At 68.0% G+C, this 16,305-nt stretch carries 18 protein-coding genes; 7 read left to right on the forward strand and 11 right to left on the reverse strand.

What is annotated here, in order from left to right; all coding sequences use genetic code 11:
• Positions 1 to 11: 11 nt before the first annotated feature.
• From BLS34_RS11535 to BLS34_RS11570, 8 genes are all read right to left on the reverse strand, one after another.
• Entirely contained in the window at positions 12 to 1,055 is a 1,044-nt protein-coding gene (locus tag BLS34_RS11535; RefSeq protein WP_051245210.1) for an ABC transporter substrate-binding protein, read from the reverse strand.
• A gap of 115 nt (positions 1,056 to 1,170) precedes the next feature.
• Positions 1,171 to 2,550, reverse strand: a complete 1,380-nt coding sequence (locus BLS34_RS11540) for an ABC transporter ATP-binding protein (RefSeq protein WP_051245211.1) — start codon at positions 2,548 to 2,550, stop codon at positions 1,171 to 1,173.
• Positions 2,540 to 3,370 carry an ABC transporter permease gene (locus tag BLS34_RS11545; protein ID WP_028796305.1) on the reverse strand — a complete coding sequence of 277 codons (831 nt, stop codon included), beginning with the start codon at positions 3,368 to 3,370 and terminating at the stop codon, positions 2,540 to 2,542. Before BLS34_RS11545 ends, BLS34_RS11540 begins: the two co-directional genes overlap by 11 nt.
• 126 nt (positions 3,371 to 3,496) lie before the next feature.
• A complete protein-coding gene (locus BLS34_RS11550; protein ID WP_028796306.1) occupies positions 3,497 to 4,366 on the reverse strand; it encodes a 3-hydroxybutyryl-CoA dehydrogenase in 870 nt (289 codons plus the stop codon).
• A 79-nt stretch (positions 4,367 to 4,445) separates the two neighbouring features.
• Positions 4,446 to 5,384, reverse strand: coding sequence for an electron transfer flavoprotein subunit alpha/FixB family protein (locus tag BLS34_RS11555; RefSeq protein ID WP_093150384.1), 939 nt, complete (start codon positions 5,382 to 5,384; stop codon positions 4,446 to 4,448).
• A 2-nt stretch (positions 5,385 to 5,386) separates the two neighbouring features.
• The gene (locus tag BLS34_RS11560; RefSeq protein WP_028796308.1) at positions 5,387 to 6,136 is read right to left on the reverse strand and encodes an electron transfer flavoprotein subunit beta/FixA family protein; all 750 of its coding nucleotides are present in this window, start codon (positions 6,134 to 6,136) and stop codon (positions 5,387 to 5,389) included.
• A 172-nt stretch (positions 6,137 to 6,308) separates the two neighbouring features.
• On the reverse strand, positions 6,309 to 6,884 hold the full coding sequence (locus BLS34_RS11565) for a cob(I)yrinic acid a,c-diamide adenosyltransferase (RefSeq protein ID WP_093150388.1): 576 nt from the start codon (positions 6,882 to 6,884) through the stop codon (positions 6,309 to 6,311).
• A gap of 16 nt (positions 6,885 to 6,900) precedes the next feature.
• On the reverse strand, positions 6,901 to 7,101 hold the full coding sequence (locus BLS34_RS11570; protein WP_093150537.1) for a twin transmembrane helix small protein: 201 nt from the start codon (positions 7,099 to 7,101) through the stop codon (positions 6,901 to 6,903).
• 208 nt (positions 7,102 to 7,309) lie between these two features.
• Between BLS34_RS11570 and BLS34_RS11575 the strand changes: the two genes are divergently transcribed.
• Positions 7,310 to 9,259 (forward strand): methyl-accepting chemotaxis protein, encoded by a 1,950-nt coding sequence (locus BLS34_RS11575; protein WP_093150392.1) that lies wholly within the window; start codon positions 7,310 to 7,312, stop codon positions 9,257 to 9,259.
• Positions 9,260 to 9,268: 9 nt separating this feature from the next.
• Here the strand turns inward: BLS34_RS11575 and BLS34_RS11580 are convergent, their stop codons facing one another.
• Both BLS34_RS11580 and BLS34_RS11585 read right to left on the reverse strand, forming a co-directional pair.
• Entirely contained in the window at positions 9,269 to 10,219 is a 951-nt protein-coding gene (locus BLS34_RS11580) for a cupin domain-containing protein (RefSeq protein ID WP_175474193.1), read from the reverse strand.
• Between the two features lie 76 nt (positions 10,220 to 10,295).
• Entirely contained in the window at positions 10,296 to 11,000 is a 705-nt protein-coding gene (locus BLS34_RS11585; RefSeq protein ID WP_093150397.1) for an ArsR/SmtB family transcription factor, read from the reverse strand.
• Between the two features lie 130 nt (positions 11,001 to 11,130).
• Here BLS34_RS11585 and BLS34_RS11590 point away from each other — a divergent pair, with 130 nt between their 5' ends.
• The 6 genes from BLS34_RS11590 to BLS34_RS11615 all read left to right on the forward strand — a co-directional run bounded on the left by BLS34_RS11590 (position 11,131) and on the right by BLS34_RS11615 (position 15,670).
• Complete coding sequence (locus BLS34_RS11590) at positions 11,131 to 11,460, forward strand: NIPSNAP family protein (RefSeq protein ID WP_028796314.1); 330 nt, start codon at positions 11,131 to 11,133, stop codon at positions 11,458 to 11,460.
• A complete protein-coding gene (locus BLS34_RS11595; RefSeq protein ID WP_093150398.1) occupies positions 11,457 to 11,828 on the forward strand; it encodes an antibiotic biosynthesis monooxygenase family protein in 372 nt (123 codons plus the stop codon). The genes BLS34_RS11590 and BLS34_RS11595 overlap by 4 nt, the downstream gene beginning before the upstream one ends.
• A 78-nt stretch (positions 11,829 to 11,906) precedes the next feature.
• The gene (locus BLS34_RS11600) at positions 11,907 to 13,151 is read left to right on the forward strand and encodes a multidrug effflux MFS transporter (protein WP_093150400.1); all 1,245 of its coding nucleotides are present in this window, start codon (positions 11,907 to 11,909) and stop codon (positions 13,149 to 13,151) included.
• Entirely contained in the window at positions 13,148 to 13,882 is a 735-nt protein-coding gene (locus BLS34_RS11605) for a M48 family metallopeptidase (protein WP_093150402.1), read from the forward strand. Before BLS34_RS11600 ends, BLS34_RS11605 begins: the two co-directional genes overlap by 4 nt.
• A gap of 83 nt (positions 13,883 to 13,965) precedes the next feature.
• Positions 13,966 to 15,165, forward strand: coding sequence for a multidrug effflux MFS transporter (locus BLS34_RS11610; protein ID WP_028796317.1), 1,200 nt, complete (start codon positions 13,966 to 13,968; stop codon positions 15,163 to 15,165).
• A gap of 13 nt (positions 15,166 to 15,178) precedes the next feature.
• Entirely contained in the window at positions 15,179 to 15,670 is a 492-nt protein-coding gene (locus tag BLS34_RS11615) for a GNAT family N-acetyltransferase (protein WP_093150405.1), read from the forward strand.
• Positions 15,671 to 15,754: 84 nt separating this feature from the next.
• On the opposite strand, the gene infC is transcribed toward BLS34_RS11615, so the two are convergent.
• Positions 15,755 to 16,294 carry a translation initiation factor IF-3 gene (infC, locus tag BLS34_RS11620; RefSeq protein WP_028796318.1) on the reverse strand — a complete coding sequence of 180 codons (540 nt, stop codon included), beginning with the start codon at positions 16,292 to 16,294 and terminating at the stop codon, positions 15,755 to 15,757.
• Between the last annotated feature and the right edge of the window lie 11 nt (positions 16,295 to 16,305).

A 16,305-nucleotide genomic window follows, 5' to 3' on the forward strand; every position in this document is an offset into this window, starting at 1 on the left:
TCCCGTCGGGGTCAGTAGGTCTCGACGTAGCTCGGGTCGACCAGACCGTCGATCCCGATATCGCTCTTCACCAGGCCCTCCGCCTTGAACCAGGCGAGCTGGTCGGCGACGTTGGTGACGTTGAGCTTCGCCCCTTCGTTCAGCCGGATCGCGCCGTTGCGGATCGACACCGAGGCCTTCTCGTAGGGCTGGGTGGTGTAGACGTATTTGTGGATCAGCTTGGTCACCGCCTCGGCCTCGTCCTCGCCGGCGGTCCTGTCGACCAGGGCGGCGTTGAAGTCGGCGGCCCCCTTGGCGAAGGCGGTCAGGAACCGCTCGGTCTGGTCGCGCTTGCCGGCGGCGATGTCGGCCGAGGTGAAGACGGTGGTCACCTGATAGTCCGGCGCGTAGTCGTTGACCCAGCCGATGATGTGCACCGCACCGCCGCCGGCCAGCGCCTTGGCGATGTGCGGGACGATGGCCCAGGCGTCGACCTGGCCGGACTTCAGCGCGGCGATGACGTTCGGCACCTTCTGCAGCGGGGTCAGTTTCATGTCGGCGACGGTGAAGCCTTCCTTCTCGGCGATGCGCGCGGCCATGTAGTGGAAGGAGGAACCGGCCTGGGTGATGGCGAAGCTGCGGCCCTTGAGCTTGGCGGGGGAGGTCACACCCTCCTTGAAGGCGGCGTCTGAGACCACGATGGCGGAGCCGTCGATGCCCTTCTCCTCGTGCATCACGCCGCCGATCACCTTGATCGCGCCCTTGTCGGCCAGGTTGATCAGGCCGCCGGTGATCGCGGTGATGCCGTAGTCGATATCGCCCGAGGCGATGGCCACCGCCATCGGCTGGGCCGCCTGGAAGAACTCGAACTCGACGTCGAGCCCGGCCTCCTTGAAGTAACCGCGCTCGAAGGCGATGAAGCTGGCGGCGTGGGAGGCGAAGCGCAGGGCCCCGACCTTGATTGTGTCGGTGGCCGAGGCGAGGCTGGCGCCGCCGGTCACGGCCGGTACGGCGACCAGGGCCGCGAGAAGGGCGCGGCGCGCGACGGCGCCGAAAGCTGAACGGGTTGCCCGCATGTTTCGTTTCCTCCGGGTGGTGTCTCCGCCGCCCCTCGGCGGGAGCTTGGCGCGATAATACCGGGATGAGCCGCTGCGACCAGATCTTGCCGCCGGACTTCGCCGCAGCGACGGTTCAGGCCTCGGTGCCGGGCGCCGGCGACGGGTCGAAGTCGATCGACGGAATGATCCCCAGATCGACGATGCCGACGAGGCTGTCGTCCGGGTCCGGCAGCACCTGGAACATCAGCGCATCCAGGATCCGGTGCAGGGAGTCCCGCTCGCCATTAACTAGGCCGTTGACCCCGGTATTGGCGAAATAGGTGCCGGGCATCAGCGTACAGGTGAACTCGAAAGCCACCGAGATCCGGTCGCCCGAGGTGAAGCTCGGCAGGTCGTCGGCCAGACGCTGGGTCGCGCGGCCGCCGACCTCCACGCCGGTCTTGGTCTTGAACAGGGTGGCGAAGCGGACCTTGCGGCAGTCGCCCTCGAAGGACACGTCGTAGCGCAGGACGTAGGAGCGGCCGCGCACCAGCAGGTTGACCCGCTGGCCGTTCACCGTCTCGATCCGCGGGTCCTGGATGGTCGCCCCGTTGCCGCCATGCTCCACCCGGCTTTCGCTGACGAAGGTGGCGTCCATGCCGGATTCCACATCCTTCGCGCCGCCGCCGGCCGCCGAGGCGGCCTCCACCGCATGGCCGCGGTCCAGGATCTCGGTGCGGATGCGCTCGCGGTCGGCGCCGGGCGCGTGGGTCAGGCGGTAATAGTTCGAGGCGACCTCCTTGGGCTCGCCGTCGATCAGCACCTCGCCGCGGTCCATCAGCACCGCCCGGTCGCAGAGCTGGGTGACCATGCCCATGGCGTGGCTGACGAACAGGATCGTCGCGCCGGCGTCGCGCATCGCCTCGATCCGGGCCAGGCATTTGCGCTGGAAGCCCTCGTCGCCGACGGCCAGCGCCTCGTCGACGATCAGGATGTCGGGATCGACGCTGACCGCGATCGAGAAGGCGAGGCGGACATACATGCCGCTGGAATAGGTGTTCACCGCCCGGTCGATGAAATCGGCGAGGCCGGAGAATTCGACGATGCTGTCGAAGCGGGCGTCGATCTCCTCCTGGGTCAGGCCGAGGATGGCGGCGTTCAGGTAGATGTTCTCGCGGCCGGTGAACTCGGGGTTGAAGCCGGCGCCCAGCTCCAGCAGGGCGGCGGGGCGGCCGTGCACGGTGACCGAGCCGCCGTTGGGCTGCAGCAGCCCGGCGATGACCTGCAGCAGGGTCGACTTGCCGGAGCCGTTGGAGCCGACGATGCCGACGGTCTCGCCCCGATTGACGGTCAGGGAGACGTTCGTCAGGGCCATGAAGACGTCGTAGTAGCGCCCCCGGCCCATGGACAGCATCTGCAGCAGGCGGTCGGCCGGACGCTTGAAGATCGAGAAGGCCTTGGAGACGTTCTCGATGACGATGGCGGGCTCTGCGGCCCGCCGTGCCGTGCCGGACGGAGTCGCGTCAGACGACATCGGCGAAGCCCTTCTTGGTGCGCTGGAACCAGAACGCGCCGAACCACAGGAAAACCGCCGCCACGCCGGTATAGATCGCCAGATGCTCAAGGTCCGGCATCACCCCCCAGAGGGCCAGGTCGCGGGTGGCGTGGACCGGCACCGACAGCGGGTTGAACCAGATCAGCGTCTTCAGGAACTCCGGCAGGGTGTCGGGCGGGAACAGGATCGGGCTGCCGAACAGCAGCACCGTCGACAGGATGCCGACCACATGGCCGATATCGCGCAGGAACACGCCGAGCGAGGCGAAGATCCAGGAAATTCCCAGCACCACGGCGAAGAACGGGATCCAGACCAGCGGCACCAGCAGGATGGTCGGCGGCACCGTGCCGTTGAAGAACAGGACGGCGGCGACCAGGATCACGAAGTTGAAGCCCAGGGTCACCGCCGCCGAGCCGGTCGCCACCAGGGACAGCATCTCCAGCGGGAAGACCACCTTCTTCACGAAGTTCACGTTCTCCAGCACCAGCACCGGCGAGCGCGTGAGGACTTCGGTGATGAAGAAGTGCAGCATCAGGCCGGAGAACAGGATGATGCCGTAGTTGTAGTCGACATCCGGCACCCGGGACGGGAACCGCACCTTCAGAATCGTGCTGAACACATAGGCGTAGATCACGAAGGTCAGCAGCGGCGTCAGCAGGGCCCAGACCATGCCCAGCGCCGACTTGCGGTAGCGGGACAGAATGTCCCGACGGACGAGCTGGCGCAGGATCAGGCGGTGGGTGACCAGCGAGCGGCAGATATCCGCGGGCGTGGTGAGGAAACGGGGCGCTGGCGTCATTGCACTCGGGTCTACGGGCTCCGGCCGGGCCGTCGGCGACTGCCAAGGCGGGCCGTCGACACTCCGCGCGGTGTACCTGATCGGCCGGGGGATGGCAATTGCGGCCCATCGCCCCGATACGCGGGCCTACCGGGTCGGGACCGGCCGTTCGGAGTGGTAGTCGTAGAAGCCGCGCTTGGTCTTGCGGCCGAGCCAGCCGGCCTCGACGTATTTCACCAGCAGCGGGCAGGGCTGGTACTTGGCGTCGGCCAGGCCGGAATGCAGCGAATGCATGATCGCCAGGCAGGTGTCGAGACCGATGAAATCGGCCAGCTCCAGCGGTCCCATCGGGTGGTTGGCGCCGAGCTTCATCGCGGTGTCGATGCTCTCCACCGAACCGACCCCGGCATACAGCGTGTAGATCGCCTCGTTGATCATCGGCATCAGGATGCGGTTGACGATGAAGGCGGGGAAATCCTCGGCCACGCTCACCGTCTTGCCGAGGGACTCCGCCAGCCTGCGCACCGTGTCGAAGGTCGGCTGCTCGGTCTGGATCGCGCGGATCAGCTCGACCAGCTGCATCACCGGGACCGGGTTCATGAAATGCATGCCGACGAACTTGCCGGGCCGGTCGGTCGCGGCGGCGAGCCGGGTGATGGAGATCGACGAGGTGTTGGTGGCGATGATCGCGTCTGGCGACAGGTGCGGGACCAGGGACTTCAGGACGTCGCGCTTGACCTCCTCGTCCTCGCTGGCGGCCTCGATCACCAGATCGCAGTCGCCGAACAGGGCGTAGTCCTTGCCGGTGACGATGCGCTGCTGGGCGATCTCCGCCGCATCGACGGACAGGCGGCCGCGGGCGACCTGCCGGGAGATGTTGGTCTCGATGGTCGCCAGGGACGCGGCGATGACCTCGTCCTTGACGTCGATCATGCGCACGTCATAGCCGGCCACCGCGCAGATCTGCGCGATCCCGGTACCCATCTGACCGGCCCCTATGATGCCGATCCGTTCCATGATCCCTCCGGGCACCCCATCGGGCGTGTCCGGCCCCCGCGCCTTGCCGTGGCGGCTGCGCGCGGGGGCCGGGTGATGGTCAGGCCTTGTCCAGAGCCTCGCTGAGCTCCGGCACCGCCTTGAAGAGGTCCGCCACCAGGCCGTAATCGGCGACCTGGAAGATCGGGGCCTCCTCGTCCTTGTTGATGGCCACGATGACCTTGCTGTCCTTCATGCCGGCCAGGTGCTGGATGGCGCCCGAGATGCCGACCGCGATGTACAGGTCGGGGGCGACCACCTTGCCGGTCTGACCGACCTGATAGTCGTTCGGCACGAAGCCGGCGTCCACCGCCGCGCGCGAGGCGCCGACGGCGGCCCCGAGCTTGTCGGCGATCTCTTCCAGCATCTTGAAGTTCTCGCCGTTCTGCATGCCGCGGCCGCCGGAGATCACCACCTTGGCGGAGGTCAGTTCCGGACGGTCGGATTTCGACAGTTCCTGGCCGACGAAGCTGGACAGGCCCGTGTCGCCCTCGCCGCTGCCATCCTCGACGCTGGCCGAACCGCCTTCGGCGGCGGCCGGGTCGAAGTTGGTGCCGCGCACGGTCACCACCTTGGTGGCGTCCGACGACTTCACCGTCGCCAGCGCGTTGCCGGCATAGATCGGCCGCACGAAGGTGTCGGCATCGACAACCTCGATGATGTCGGACACCTGGGCGACGTCGAGCAGGGCGGCCACGCGCGGCATGATGTTCTTGCCGACGGTGGTCGCGGTCGCCAGCACGTGGCTGTGACCCTCGGCCAGCTTGGCGATCAGCGGCGCCAGGTTCTCGGCCAGAGTGTGGCCGTACTCGGCGCTGTCGACCTTGATGACCTTGGTGACGCCGGCGACCTTGGCGGCCGCCTGGGCAGCACCGTCGCAGCCGGAACCGGCGACCAGGGCGACCACGTCGCCGCCGATCTGCGTGGCGGCGGTGACCGCGTGCAGGCTGGCGGGCGAAATGGCGTCGTTGGTGTGTTCGAAGAAGATCAGCGTGCTCATGATCAGATCACCTTCGCTTCGTTCTTCAGCTTCGAGACCAGCTCGGCGACGTCGGCGACCTTGGTGCCGCCTTCGCGCTTCGGCGGTTCCACGACCTTCACCGTCTGCAGGCGCGGCGCCGGGTCGACGCCGAGATCCGCCGGGCTCATCTGCTCGATCGGCTTCTTCTTCGCCTTCATGATGTTCGGCAGCGACGCGTAGCGCGGCTCGTTCAGGCGCAGGTCGGTGGTGACGATGGCCGGGGCCTTGACCTTGATGGTCTCCAGGCCGCCATCGACCTCGCGCGTGACCGTCAGGTCGCCGTCGCCGATCTCGATCTTCGAGGCGAAGGTCGCCTGGCTCCAGCCGAGCAGGGCGGAGAGCATCTGGCCGGTCTGGTTGCAGTCGTCGTCGATCGCCTGCTTGCCGAGGATGCAGAGATCCGGGCTTTCCTTCTCCACGATGCCCTTGAGCATCTTGGCGACCGCCAGCGGCTCGACATCGCCGTCATGGACCACGTGGATGCCGCGATCGGCGCCCATGGCCAGGGCGGTGCGGATCGTTTCCTGAGCCTGGGTCGGGCCGATGGACACGGCGATGACCTCGGTGGCCTTGCCGGCTTCCTTCAGACGGATCGCCTCTTCAACGGCGATCTCGTCGAAAGGGTTCATCGACATCTTCACATTGGCGAGCTCGACACCGCTTTGGTCGGCCTTGACGCGGACCTTAACGTTGTAGTCGATCACCCGCTTGACGGGGACGAGTACCTTCATGGCTCCCTCGAACGATTTCGGATCTGACGGCCTTACTGGACCGAGCGCCGTGATTTCGGGCGACCCCGCTCTTTAGAAAGCGCTCGGTCCCAAGTCAACCCGGCCCCCGTCCGGGACCGGTGGAATTCGGTGGATTCGCGGCTGTGAGCCCGATTTGCCCTCTGATTTCTCGTTATCGGTTTGCGCCGGGCACCCACAGCACGTCCGTCGCACCCCGGTCATTGACCCAGCGCGCCAGCACGAAAAGGTGGTCCGACAGTCGGTTCATGTACTTCACCACCTCGGCGCCGATCGGCTCCTGGGTGGCGGCCAGGGTGATCTCGCGCTCCGCCCGCCGGGCGATGGTCCGCGCCAGATGCAGATGGGCCGCCGTCGGCTTGCCGCCCGGCAGAATGAAGGAGTTCAGGGGCGCCAGCTCGGCATTCATCGCATCGATCTCCGCCTCCAGGCGGGCGACCTGCTCGGCGGTGATCCGCAGCGGCGGATATTTCGGGTTGTCCTCCTCCGGCGTGCAGAGGTCGGCGCCCAGGTCGAACAGGTCGTTCTGGATACGGGCCAGCATCGCGTCGGTCTCATCGCCGCCATCGGCCACGGCGGTCAGCCGGGCGACGCCGATCGCCGCATTGGCCTCGTCGACGGTGCCGTAGGCGGTCGGACGGGCCGAATGCTTGGCCACGCGGGTGCCGTCGCCCAGCGAGGTCTGCCCCGCATCGCCGCCGCGGGTATAGATCTTGGTCAGCTTCACCATGGGCCGTTGCGCTCCCTCACCCTTTGCCGATCGCCGTGAGCAGCGCCATGAAGACGCAGATCGCGATGAACTGGAACAGGATGCGGTAGCGCATCATCTTGTTGGACCATTTGGCGTTGAATTCGCCGCCGCGGGCCATGGCGATGACGCCCCAGACCAGCGCGCCGACCGTGGCCGCCATGGCGAGAAGCATCATGATGAAGAGAAACGTGTTCATGATCAGGAGATATAGCGGGTCCGCGGCCGGCTTCGATACCGAAACCGACATTTCCGTGTGACGGATCGACGCGAGGGGCGTCCGTGTCATCTTTGCGAAAAGGTCGGATGCTTTGCGGTGTAGTTAATTCGATCTTAAGACGGTGCACACATTTTACCGCCACCTCGCCCGGCGGCATTGGTCCGGGCGGCCATTCTGGAGGTGGATCATGGCCCGGCTTTCCGTCACTCAACGCATCGCGACGATCAGTCTGGTCGCCGTTACCGGATTCCTCCTGGTGCTCGGCGTCGTTTACTGGGCCCATGTCGAGCAGGTCGAGGTGACCGAGCGGCAGCAGCGCGCCACCCAGAAGCTCGCCCTGGTGGAGCGGGTCGCGGAGGGCTTCCTGAACGCGCGGCGTCGGGAGAAGGACTTCCTGCTCCGCCTGGACGACAAGTATATCGGGCAGCATGCCGGCGTGATTGACGAGCTGCAGGCGAACTTCGCGGCCCTGGCCGGCCTGGCCGACGGCAACGAGGCGGCGCTGCTGAGCCAGCTGCGCGACCGGATCTCGGCCTACCAGACGGAATTCGTCGATCTCTCGAACGCGACCATCGCGCTCGGCCTGGACGAGACGCTGGGGCTGCAGGGCAGTCTGCGCTCGGCCGTGCACGAGGCGGAAACGCTGATCGAGCAGCACGCGACCGACGACCTGATGGTCAAGCTGCTGATGATGCGCCGCCACGAGAAGGACTTCATCCTCCGCCAGGATCCGAAATATATCGGCCGGCTCGACGATCGGATCGCCGAGTTCACCGCCCTGCTGGACGGCAAGCCGGTCGAGGAGAACGTGAAGGCGGACATGGTCGCCGCCCTTGGGGTCTACCGGGCCGATTTCGGCACCTACGCCGCCGCCGTGCTGGCGAATGTCGAGAAGACGGCGGCCCTGTCGGCGACCTTCGCCTCGGCCGAACCGCTCATGGAGGAGCTGCGGGCCGGGATCGAGCGGGATTACGAGACCGCCGTGGAGGAGTTCGACCGGATCAGCCAGGAGGCGTTCCTCATCACCCTGGTGCTGATCGCCGTGATCGCGGCGGCCTGCCTGGCCCTCGGCCTTGTCGTCGGCCGCTCGGTGTCGCGACCGGTCGCCAGCCTGACCGAGCGCATGCGGGCGCTGGCCGGCGGCGACAAGACCGTCGAGGTGCCGAATACCGAGGCGGGCGACGAGATCGGCGACATGGCCAGGGCGGTGCTCGTGTTCAAGGAGAACATGATCCGCAACGACGAAATGGCCGCCGAGCAGGAGGTCCAGCGGGCCGCCCGCGAGCGCCGCGCCCAGGCGATCGAGCGGATCACCGGCACGTTCGACAACCAGGTGCGCGAGATGCTGCAGGTGGTGGCCAATGCCACCCATGAGCTCGACGCCTCGGCCCAGTCGATGCTGCATATCTCCGAGCAGACCACCAGTCAGGCCTCGATCGTCGCCTCGGCCTCCCACGAGGCCTCGGCCAATGTGCAGACCGTCGCCACGGCGACCGAGGAACTGGGCGCCTCCATCAGCGAGATCGGTACCCGGGTCAGCGACAGCTCCCGCATGGCCGGCGAGGCCGAGGAGCAGGCCCGGGCCAGCAGCGAGGCGGTGACCAGCCTGGAGAGTTCGGCCCAGGAGATCGGTCAGATCGTCACGCTGATCCAGGAGATTTCCGAGCAGACCAACCTGCTCGCCCTGAACGCCACCATCGAGGCGGCCCGGGCGGGCGACGCGGGCAAGGGCTTCGCCGTCGTGGCCAGCGAGGTGAAGAGCCTGGCGACCCAGACCGGCAAGGCGACGGAGCAGATCGCCAACCAGATCACCCGCATCCAGCAGGAGACCGGCCGTTCGGCGAATGCGATCCGGACCATCGCCCAGACCGTGTCGCAGCTTCGGGAGACCGCTGCCGGTATCGCCGCGGCGGTGGAGGAGCAGTCCTCGGCCACCCAGGAGATCAGCCGCAGCGTCCAGGAGGCGGCCGTCGGCACCGAAAGCGTGTCCGAGAACATCGGCCGGGTCGATGCCGGCGCGCGGGAGACCGGCGCCTCGGCCCAGGAGGTCCAGGCGACCAGCGGCGAACTCGCCCGTCAGAGCGAGTCCTTGAGCAAGATGATCGCCAGCTTCCTCGACGAGGTCCGCGCCGCCTAACCTTCCCGTTTAGTCGGAGAACGCGAAGCCCATTGTGCGGGCGTAGTAGTGCAGCCCGCCGTCCTGGACGATCAGGAAGCGGGCGAGCCCGGCGCCGCCATTGTGGTGGCTGTGCACCTCTGCCGGCGGGGTGACCATGGTGGAGAACGGCGACCAGTCGATCCGTTCCCCGTCGATCATCGAGAAACAGCCCGGCCCGTCGACGCAGAGCGTGATCGCGGCGGCGTTGTGCCTGTGCGGTCGCTGGTGCTGGCCGGGGGCGAGGGTGTTCATCGCCAGGGTCATCGACGGCATGGCGTTGCGGCTGTCGGCCGTGCGCTCGGACGCGAAGATCAGCGCCACCCCGGCCTGATCCTCGTTCGCCGGCATGTTGGTCAGCACCTCGATCTGCCGGGCGATCTCGTCGGCGGTGTAGTGCACCGGGTCGATCCGCGCGCTGTCCGGTGTCGGCGCGCGCAGCCCCTCGAAGGCCAGCACCGGCTCGTTGGTGACGACCCACAGGACGGCGGCGGCCTCGCCGTCGGCGGTGTGGCTCACCTCGTGGCCGCCCGGCAGCACCAGGACATCCCCCGGCCCCCAGGCGATGGACTCGCCCGCGATGGTCGTCGTGCCGCTGCCGACGATGACGTAGATCACCTCGCCGCTGGCGACGAAGCGGGTGGTGAGCGTGTCGCCGGGGGTGAGGCGCAGGTAGCGGGCGAGCACCAGGGGCGTTGTGGCGGGGAACGGCGCGCCGATCGCGTCCGACTGGTCCATCGGGTGCAGACCGCTCGGCGAATCCTCGGCGAAGGCGGCGTCGCGCTCGGCGTCGAACCGGGCGCGCGGCACGGCGGGGAGTTTCAGGTTGAAGGCGTTGCCCGAGTTGAAGAACCGCGCCCGGCGCTGGGCGTCGGTGTCCGCCTGCATCGGCGGATCCCCGTCGAGAACGGCGGCGTCGGCGGGTTTCATCGCGGTCGACATGGGGCGTCTCCTGGGCTGGTCCCGGTTCCCCATGCTGACGGATGACCCGCCATGGCGCTAGAGGCGGACTGTGGCGTCAGCCGATCCCGGCAATGCCGAAGCGCTCGCGCAGGGCCTGCTGGCCCTTCGGCGTGACGTGCAGGGCCCGGCTGCCGGCGACCCGGGTGACCCAATGCTGCTCGATGAAATGGCTGCACACCGCCGCCCCCAGGCGCCCGGCCAGATGCGGGCGGCGCTCGCTCCAGTCCAGGCAGGGCCGGCAGAGCGGTCGCGTGACGCGCGTCGTCGGGGCGTCGACGGCGATGCCGAGCGCGGCCAGCCGCTCCATTCCGTTCGGCGTCACGATGCCCGCCCCGTCGTCGAAGGCGATGACGCCGCGGGCGACCAGCGCGTCGGTGACCGCCACGCCGAGCCCGCCGGCCAGGTGATCGTAGCAGGTGCGGGCCAGCCGCATCTGGGCGTCGCGCGGTCCGGTGACCGGCATGCGGGTCGGGTCGGGCAGGGTGACCGCGGCGATCCGCATCACGCTCTCGATCAGCTCCGCCACCTCGGGGGACGCGAGACGGTGATAGCGGTGGCGGCCCTGGCGCTCGACCGCCAGCAGATTGGCCTCGGCCAGCCGGGCGAGGTGGCCGCTCGCCGTCTGCGGCGCCACCCCGGCCACCCCGGCAAGCTCTCCCGCCGTCAGCGCCCGCCCGTCCATCAGCGCACCCAGCATCGCCGCGCGGGCCGGCTCGCCGATCAGCAGGCCGATCTCCGCCATGCGGTTGGTGTTGACCATGCGGGCCTCCGGGCCTGGGGACAGTGCCTCCCAGGGTAGCTCTGCCGGGAGAGCGACGCTACGGCGCGGGCCGAAGCATCGGATCGACCGGCTCGGGCATCCCTGCGGCATCGCAACCGAGGAGAGCGCCATGATCACCTGCGTCATCGAATACGAGATCGATCCCTACAAACGCGCCGCGTTCGAGGCCTATTCCCGCGTCTGGGGCCAGGCGATCCCGCGCTGCGGGGCGGATCTGATCGGCTATTTCGCCCCGCATGAGGGCTCGGCGACCCGGGCCTACGGGATCTATTCGCTCGACAGCCTGGCCGCCTACGAGGCCTATCGCGCCCGCCTGGCGGCCGATCCGCTGGGCCGAGAGAACTACGAATTCGCCAAGTCGGAGCGGTTCATCCTGAAGGAGAACCGGACGTTCCTGACGCTCTCCTCGGGTCCGCATGCGCCGTTGGTGACGCCGTGATCGCCGTGCTGTTCGAGCTGGAGCCGCTCGGGGGCCAGCGCGACGCCTATCTGGCGCTCGCGGCGGAGCTGAAGCCGGTACTGGAGGAGATAGACGGCTTCGTGTCGATCGAGCGGTTCCAGAGCCTGAGTAATCCGGACAAGCTGCTGTCGCTCTCGGTGTTCCGCGACGAGGCGGCAGTGGCGGCCTGGCGCAACACGATGCTGCACCGCCGGGCGCAGGCGGCAGGCCGGGTGGCGATCTTCCGCGACTACCGCCTGCGCGTGGCGAGCGTGCTGCGGGACTACGGCATGACCGAACGGGCCGAGGCGCCGGCGGATTCACGGGCGGCGCATGGGCCGGGCCGCCCAGCCGCCAATGCGGGATGACACTGTTCGCAGTTGCGAGATTGTCGCCGGCGTGGCGCGGGTCTATAGCGATGGGGTGCAAATTCAGCGGATTCCTTCATGAGCTCGAGCGCGCCCCCGGCGCCATTCGTAGCCACGCGACCGGGCTCGATCGCGTTGCTGACCTTCATGGTGGCGCTCGGGCAGATGTCGCTCGGCCTCTACCTGCCCTCGCTGCCCTCCCTGGCCCATGCCATCGGCGCGACCCGGGCCGAGGCGCAGCTCACCCTGACGGTCTTCCTCGGCGGCTTCGCCGTCAGCCAGCTGTTCTGGGGGCCGCTCGCGGACCGGTTCGGCCGCCGGATCACCCTGCTGATCGGGCTGGTGGTCTATGCCGCCGCCGGGCTGGCCTGCGCTCAGGCCGACACGATCCACGAGCTCATCGTCTTCCGCTTCTTCCAGGCGCTCGGCGCCTGTTCCGGCCAGGTGGTGGCCCGGGCGATGGTGCGCGACAGCACAGAAGGGGCGGCGACGGCGGTGGTGATGAGCTACATCGCCATGTCCATGTCCCTGGCCCCGGCGATCACCCCGGCGCTCGGCGGATTCCTGGAGACGCATTTCGGCTGGCGGGCGAATTTCATCGCCCTGGGCGCGATCGGCGCCACCCTGTTCGTGCTGACCCTGGCGCGGGTTCCGGAGACATTGAGCAACCGGGTGGTCGATGCCCTGTCGCCGATCCGTGTGGTGCGGAACTACGGCATCCTGCTCAGCGACCGCACCTATGTCTGTTACATCGTGACCGTCGGCGGGATCTTCGGCGCCTATATGGCCTACACCACGGCCACCCCGTTCGTGCTGATGGAGATGCTCGGCTGGTCGCCCCAGGCCTTCGGCTTCCTGATCCTGTTCAACGTCGTCGCCTTCCTGTCGAGCAGCATTCTGGCGGGCCGGCTGGCGCCGATCTACGGTCCGCGACGGATGGCGCGGATCGGCACCGCCATCGGTCTGGTGGCCGGGCTGGCGATGATCGCAGCACCGCTGACGGGCCACCTGTCGACCCCGGCGGTGATCGGGCCGGCCATGCTGCTGCTGGTCGGCATGGCCTTCGCGATCCCCAACGCCATGGCCGGCGCCATGCAGAACTTCCCCTATATCGCCGGGTCGGCCTCGGCCTTTCTCGGCTTCAGCCAGATGGCCCAGGCGATGATCGCCTCCTTCGCGGTCGGCGCGATCGGCGGCAACATCCATCTGACCATGGCCGGCGCCACCCTCGCCTGCACGGTCGCCAGCCTGACCGCCGCCCTGCTGCTGCCCAGGCCGTCTCCTTCCCCCGCCACGAATCAGGTAAGCTCGCCGCCGTCATGACCCGCACCGCGCCGCTCGAACAGGACATCCTCGTCCTCACCGATACCGACGGGACCGAGATCCCGGTCCCGGTGCGGCGCAGTGCGCGGGCCCGCCGCATGCTGCTGCGGGTCGATCCGGTGCGCGGCGGCCCGGAACTGGTGCTGCCGGCGGGTGCTAGGATCGACGCGGCGCGGACCTTCGCCACCAGGAATCTCGGCTGGCTGCGCGCCCGGCTGGCGCATCTGCCGGCCCGGACATCGTTCGTTCATGGGGCCGTCGTCCCGATCCTGGGCCGCGAGCATGTCATCCGTCACCGCCCGGACCAGCGTGGCGGGGTCTGGCGGGTCGAGGATCCGGGCGGCTCGGTCGAACTGCACGTCTCGGGTGCCGGGGACCATCTGGCGCGCCGGGTGACGGACTTTCTCAAAGGAGAGGCCCGCAGGACCATCGCTCCCCGCGCGAAGTTGCATGCCGCGACCCTGAACCGCCGGGTCGGGCGGGTCACCGTCCGGGATACCGCGACCCGCTGGGGCAGCTGCTCGTCGCGCGGCGACCTCTCCTTCTCCTGGCGTCTGGTCCTGGCGCCGGAGGAGGTGCTGGACTACGTCGTCGCCCACGAGGCGGCGCATCTGGTGGAGATGAACCATTCCGACCGGTTCTGGGCCCTGGTCGAGCGGCTGATGCCCGACTACAGCCGCCCGCGCGCCTGGCTGAAGCGGCACGGCTCCAAGCTGCATGCATACGGCTGACGCCGGAATGCGCGCTGCGCTTGCCGCATTCGGCCGGCGGGCGTAAGTCGGGTCTGTCTTTATCTCTCGCCAAGGTCCGCTCCATGCAACGCCCCAGGCCCGACAGCTTCGCGGTCGCAGCGCTCCTGACATCGCTGGTCGCGTTCGGCCCGATCTCCACGGACATGTACCTGCCCTCGCTGCCGGCCCTGGTAACGGACTTCCAGACCGACGTGCCGACGGTGCAGCTCACCCTCAGCGCCTTCATGGTGGCCTTCGCGCTCGCCATGCTGGTCTACGGACCGCTGTCGGACCGGTTCGGCCGGCGCCCGGTGCTGCTGGGGGCGGTGGTGCTCTACGTGATCTCCTCCATCGCCTGTGTCTTCGCGCCGACCATCGAGGCGCTGGTGGTCGCGCGGGTGTTCCAGGCCATGGGCTGCTGCGCCGGGCCGGTGCTCGGACGCGCGGTGGTGCGCGACGTCTACGGCCGCGACCGGGCGGCCCAGGTGCTGTCCTATATGGGCACGGCGATGGCCCTGGCGCCGGCGATCGGACCGATCGCCGGCGGCTGGCTGCAGGTCGCCTTCGGATGGCACTCGGTCTTCGTGGTGCTCAGCCTGTTCTCGCTGATCGCCCTGATCGGCACCTATTTCATGCTGGACGAGACCAACCCGCACAAGAACCCCTACGCCATCTCGCCGCGGGGCATCGTCTCGAACTACGCCCTGCTGCTGTCGCATCGGGTCTATGTCGGATACCTGGCGACCATCGCCGCCTGCTACTGCGTGATCTTCAGCTTCATCTCGGGTTCGTCCTTCGTGCTGATCGAGGTGGTCGGGCTGTCGCCGGATCTCTACGGCTACTGCTTCGCCACCATCGTGATCGGCTACATGACCGGCACCTTCATCTCCGGCCGGTTCGGCCGTCGGGTCGGTGGCGAGCGGCTGATCTTGATCGGCGCCACCCTGGCCGCCATCGGGGGCGGAATCATGGCCGCCTTCGCCTGGAGCGGCCATGTCACCGTGCTCAGCATCGTGCTGCCGCAGATGCTCGCCATGGTCGGGGTCGGTTTCGTCTTTCCGAACAGCCAGGCCGGCGCCATCGGTCCGTTTCCCCAGATGGCGGGGGCCGCCTCGGCTCTGGTCGGGTTCTTCCAGATGGGGGTGGCCTCGGTGGTCGGCCTCGCCATCGGCCACGCCTTCGACGGCACCGCCAGGCCGTTGGCGACCGGGGTGGCGGTGTCCGGCTTCCTGATGCTGGTCTTCTTCCTGACCCTGGTTTGGCCGGTGCGGAACCGGGCGTAGGCGTGCCGTGGCGATGAGGCTCTGGATCCGACCGCCGAAGGTCTCGGAAGCGCGCCCCGTGTCCCGGGTGGTGCGGCGGTCCATCGTCGAGCTCTGCGAGGAGGATCACGGCGGCGACGTCCATCGCATCGCCGAGTGGCTGGCCAACAAGTCGCCGCAGCAGGTGGCCAGGTGGATCGCCGACAGCGAGCAGCTCTGGAGCGTCGCCGGCCGCGAGGTGATCGAGGGTGCGGGGGCGGTGCGCCGGGACGGTCGCGTGCTGCTGCTCTATGTCGATCCGGCCGCCCGGTTCAGCGGCGTGAGCCGGGCCCTGCTCGAGCAGCTCGAGCTGGACGCCTTCCAGGCCGGGGCGACCAGGATCTCGCTGCAGAGCACCCGCACGGCACGTCGGTTCTATCTGGAGGCGGGGTATGTCCCGGTCGCCGCCGACAGCGACGAGCTGGTCAAATCGATGGGGCGGATGACCGAGCTGACCCGGAAAACCAAGAAGCCGACGGTCGGCTGAGACTGTCGGCTTCCTTACTGCGGCGTTTCCTGGGGGTGTCAGCGGCGTTTGGAGCAAAACGCGATCAGATAGTCTGACCGTGCTCTAACGCGGCGCGACCACCATGATCATCTGCCGGCCTTCGAGCTTGGGATGCGCCTCCACCTTGGCGATCTCGGCGACCTCCTCCTGCACGCGCTTCAGCACGTTCAGGCCGATCTCCTGGTGCGCCATCTCACGACCGCGGAAGCGCATGGTCAGCTTCACCTTGTCCCCGTCGCCGAGGAAGCGATTCACGCTGCGCATCTTCGTCTGGTAGTCGTGCTCGTCGATGTTCGGGCGCATCTTGATCTCTTTGACCTCGATGACCTTCTGTTTCTTCTTGGCTTCGTTCTTCTTCTTTTGAGCCTCGTACTTGAACTTGCCGTAGTCCAGGATCTTGCAGACCGGCGGATCTGCATTCGGTGACACCTCGACCAGGTCGAGGCCGAAGCCTTCGGCCTGCGCAATGGCTTCATCGACGTTCATCACGCCCAGCATGTCGCCATCGGGACCGACGCAGCGCACCTTCGGCACGCGGATGTCACGGTTGACCCGAGGGCCGTCCTTTTGCGGCGGGGTCGTATTAAAAGGTGGTCTGGCGATAGGTTACCTCC

It is taken from the genome of Thalassobaculum litoreum DSM 18839 (assembly GCF_900102465.1).
In the GTDB taxonomy this organism is placed as follows: Bacteria; Pseudomonadota; Alphaproteobacteria; order Thalassobaculales; family Thalassobaculaceae; genus Thalassobaculum; species Thalassobaculum litoreum.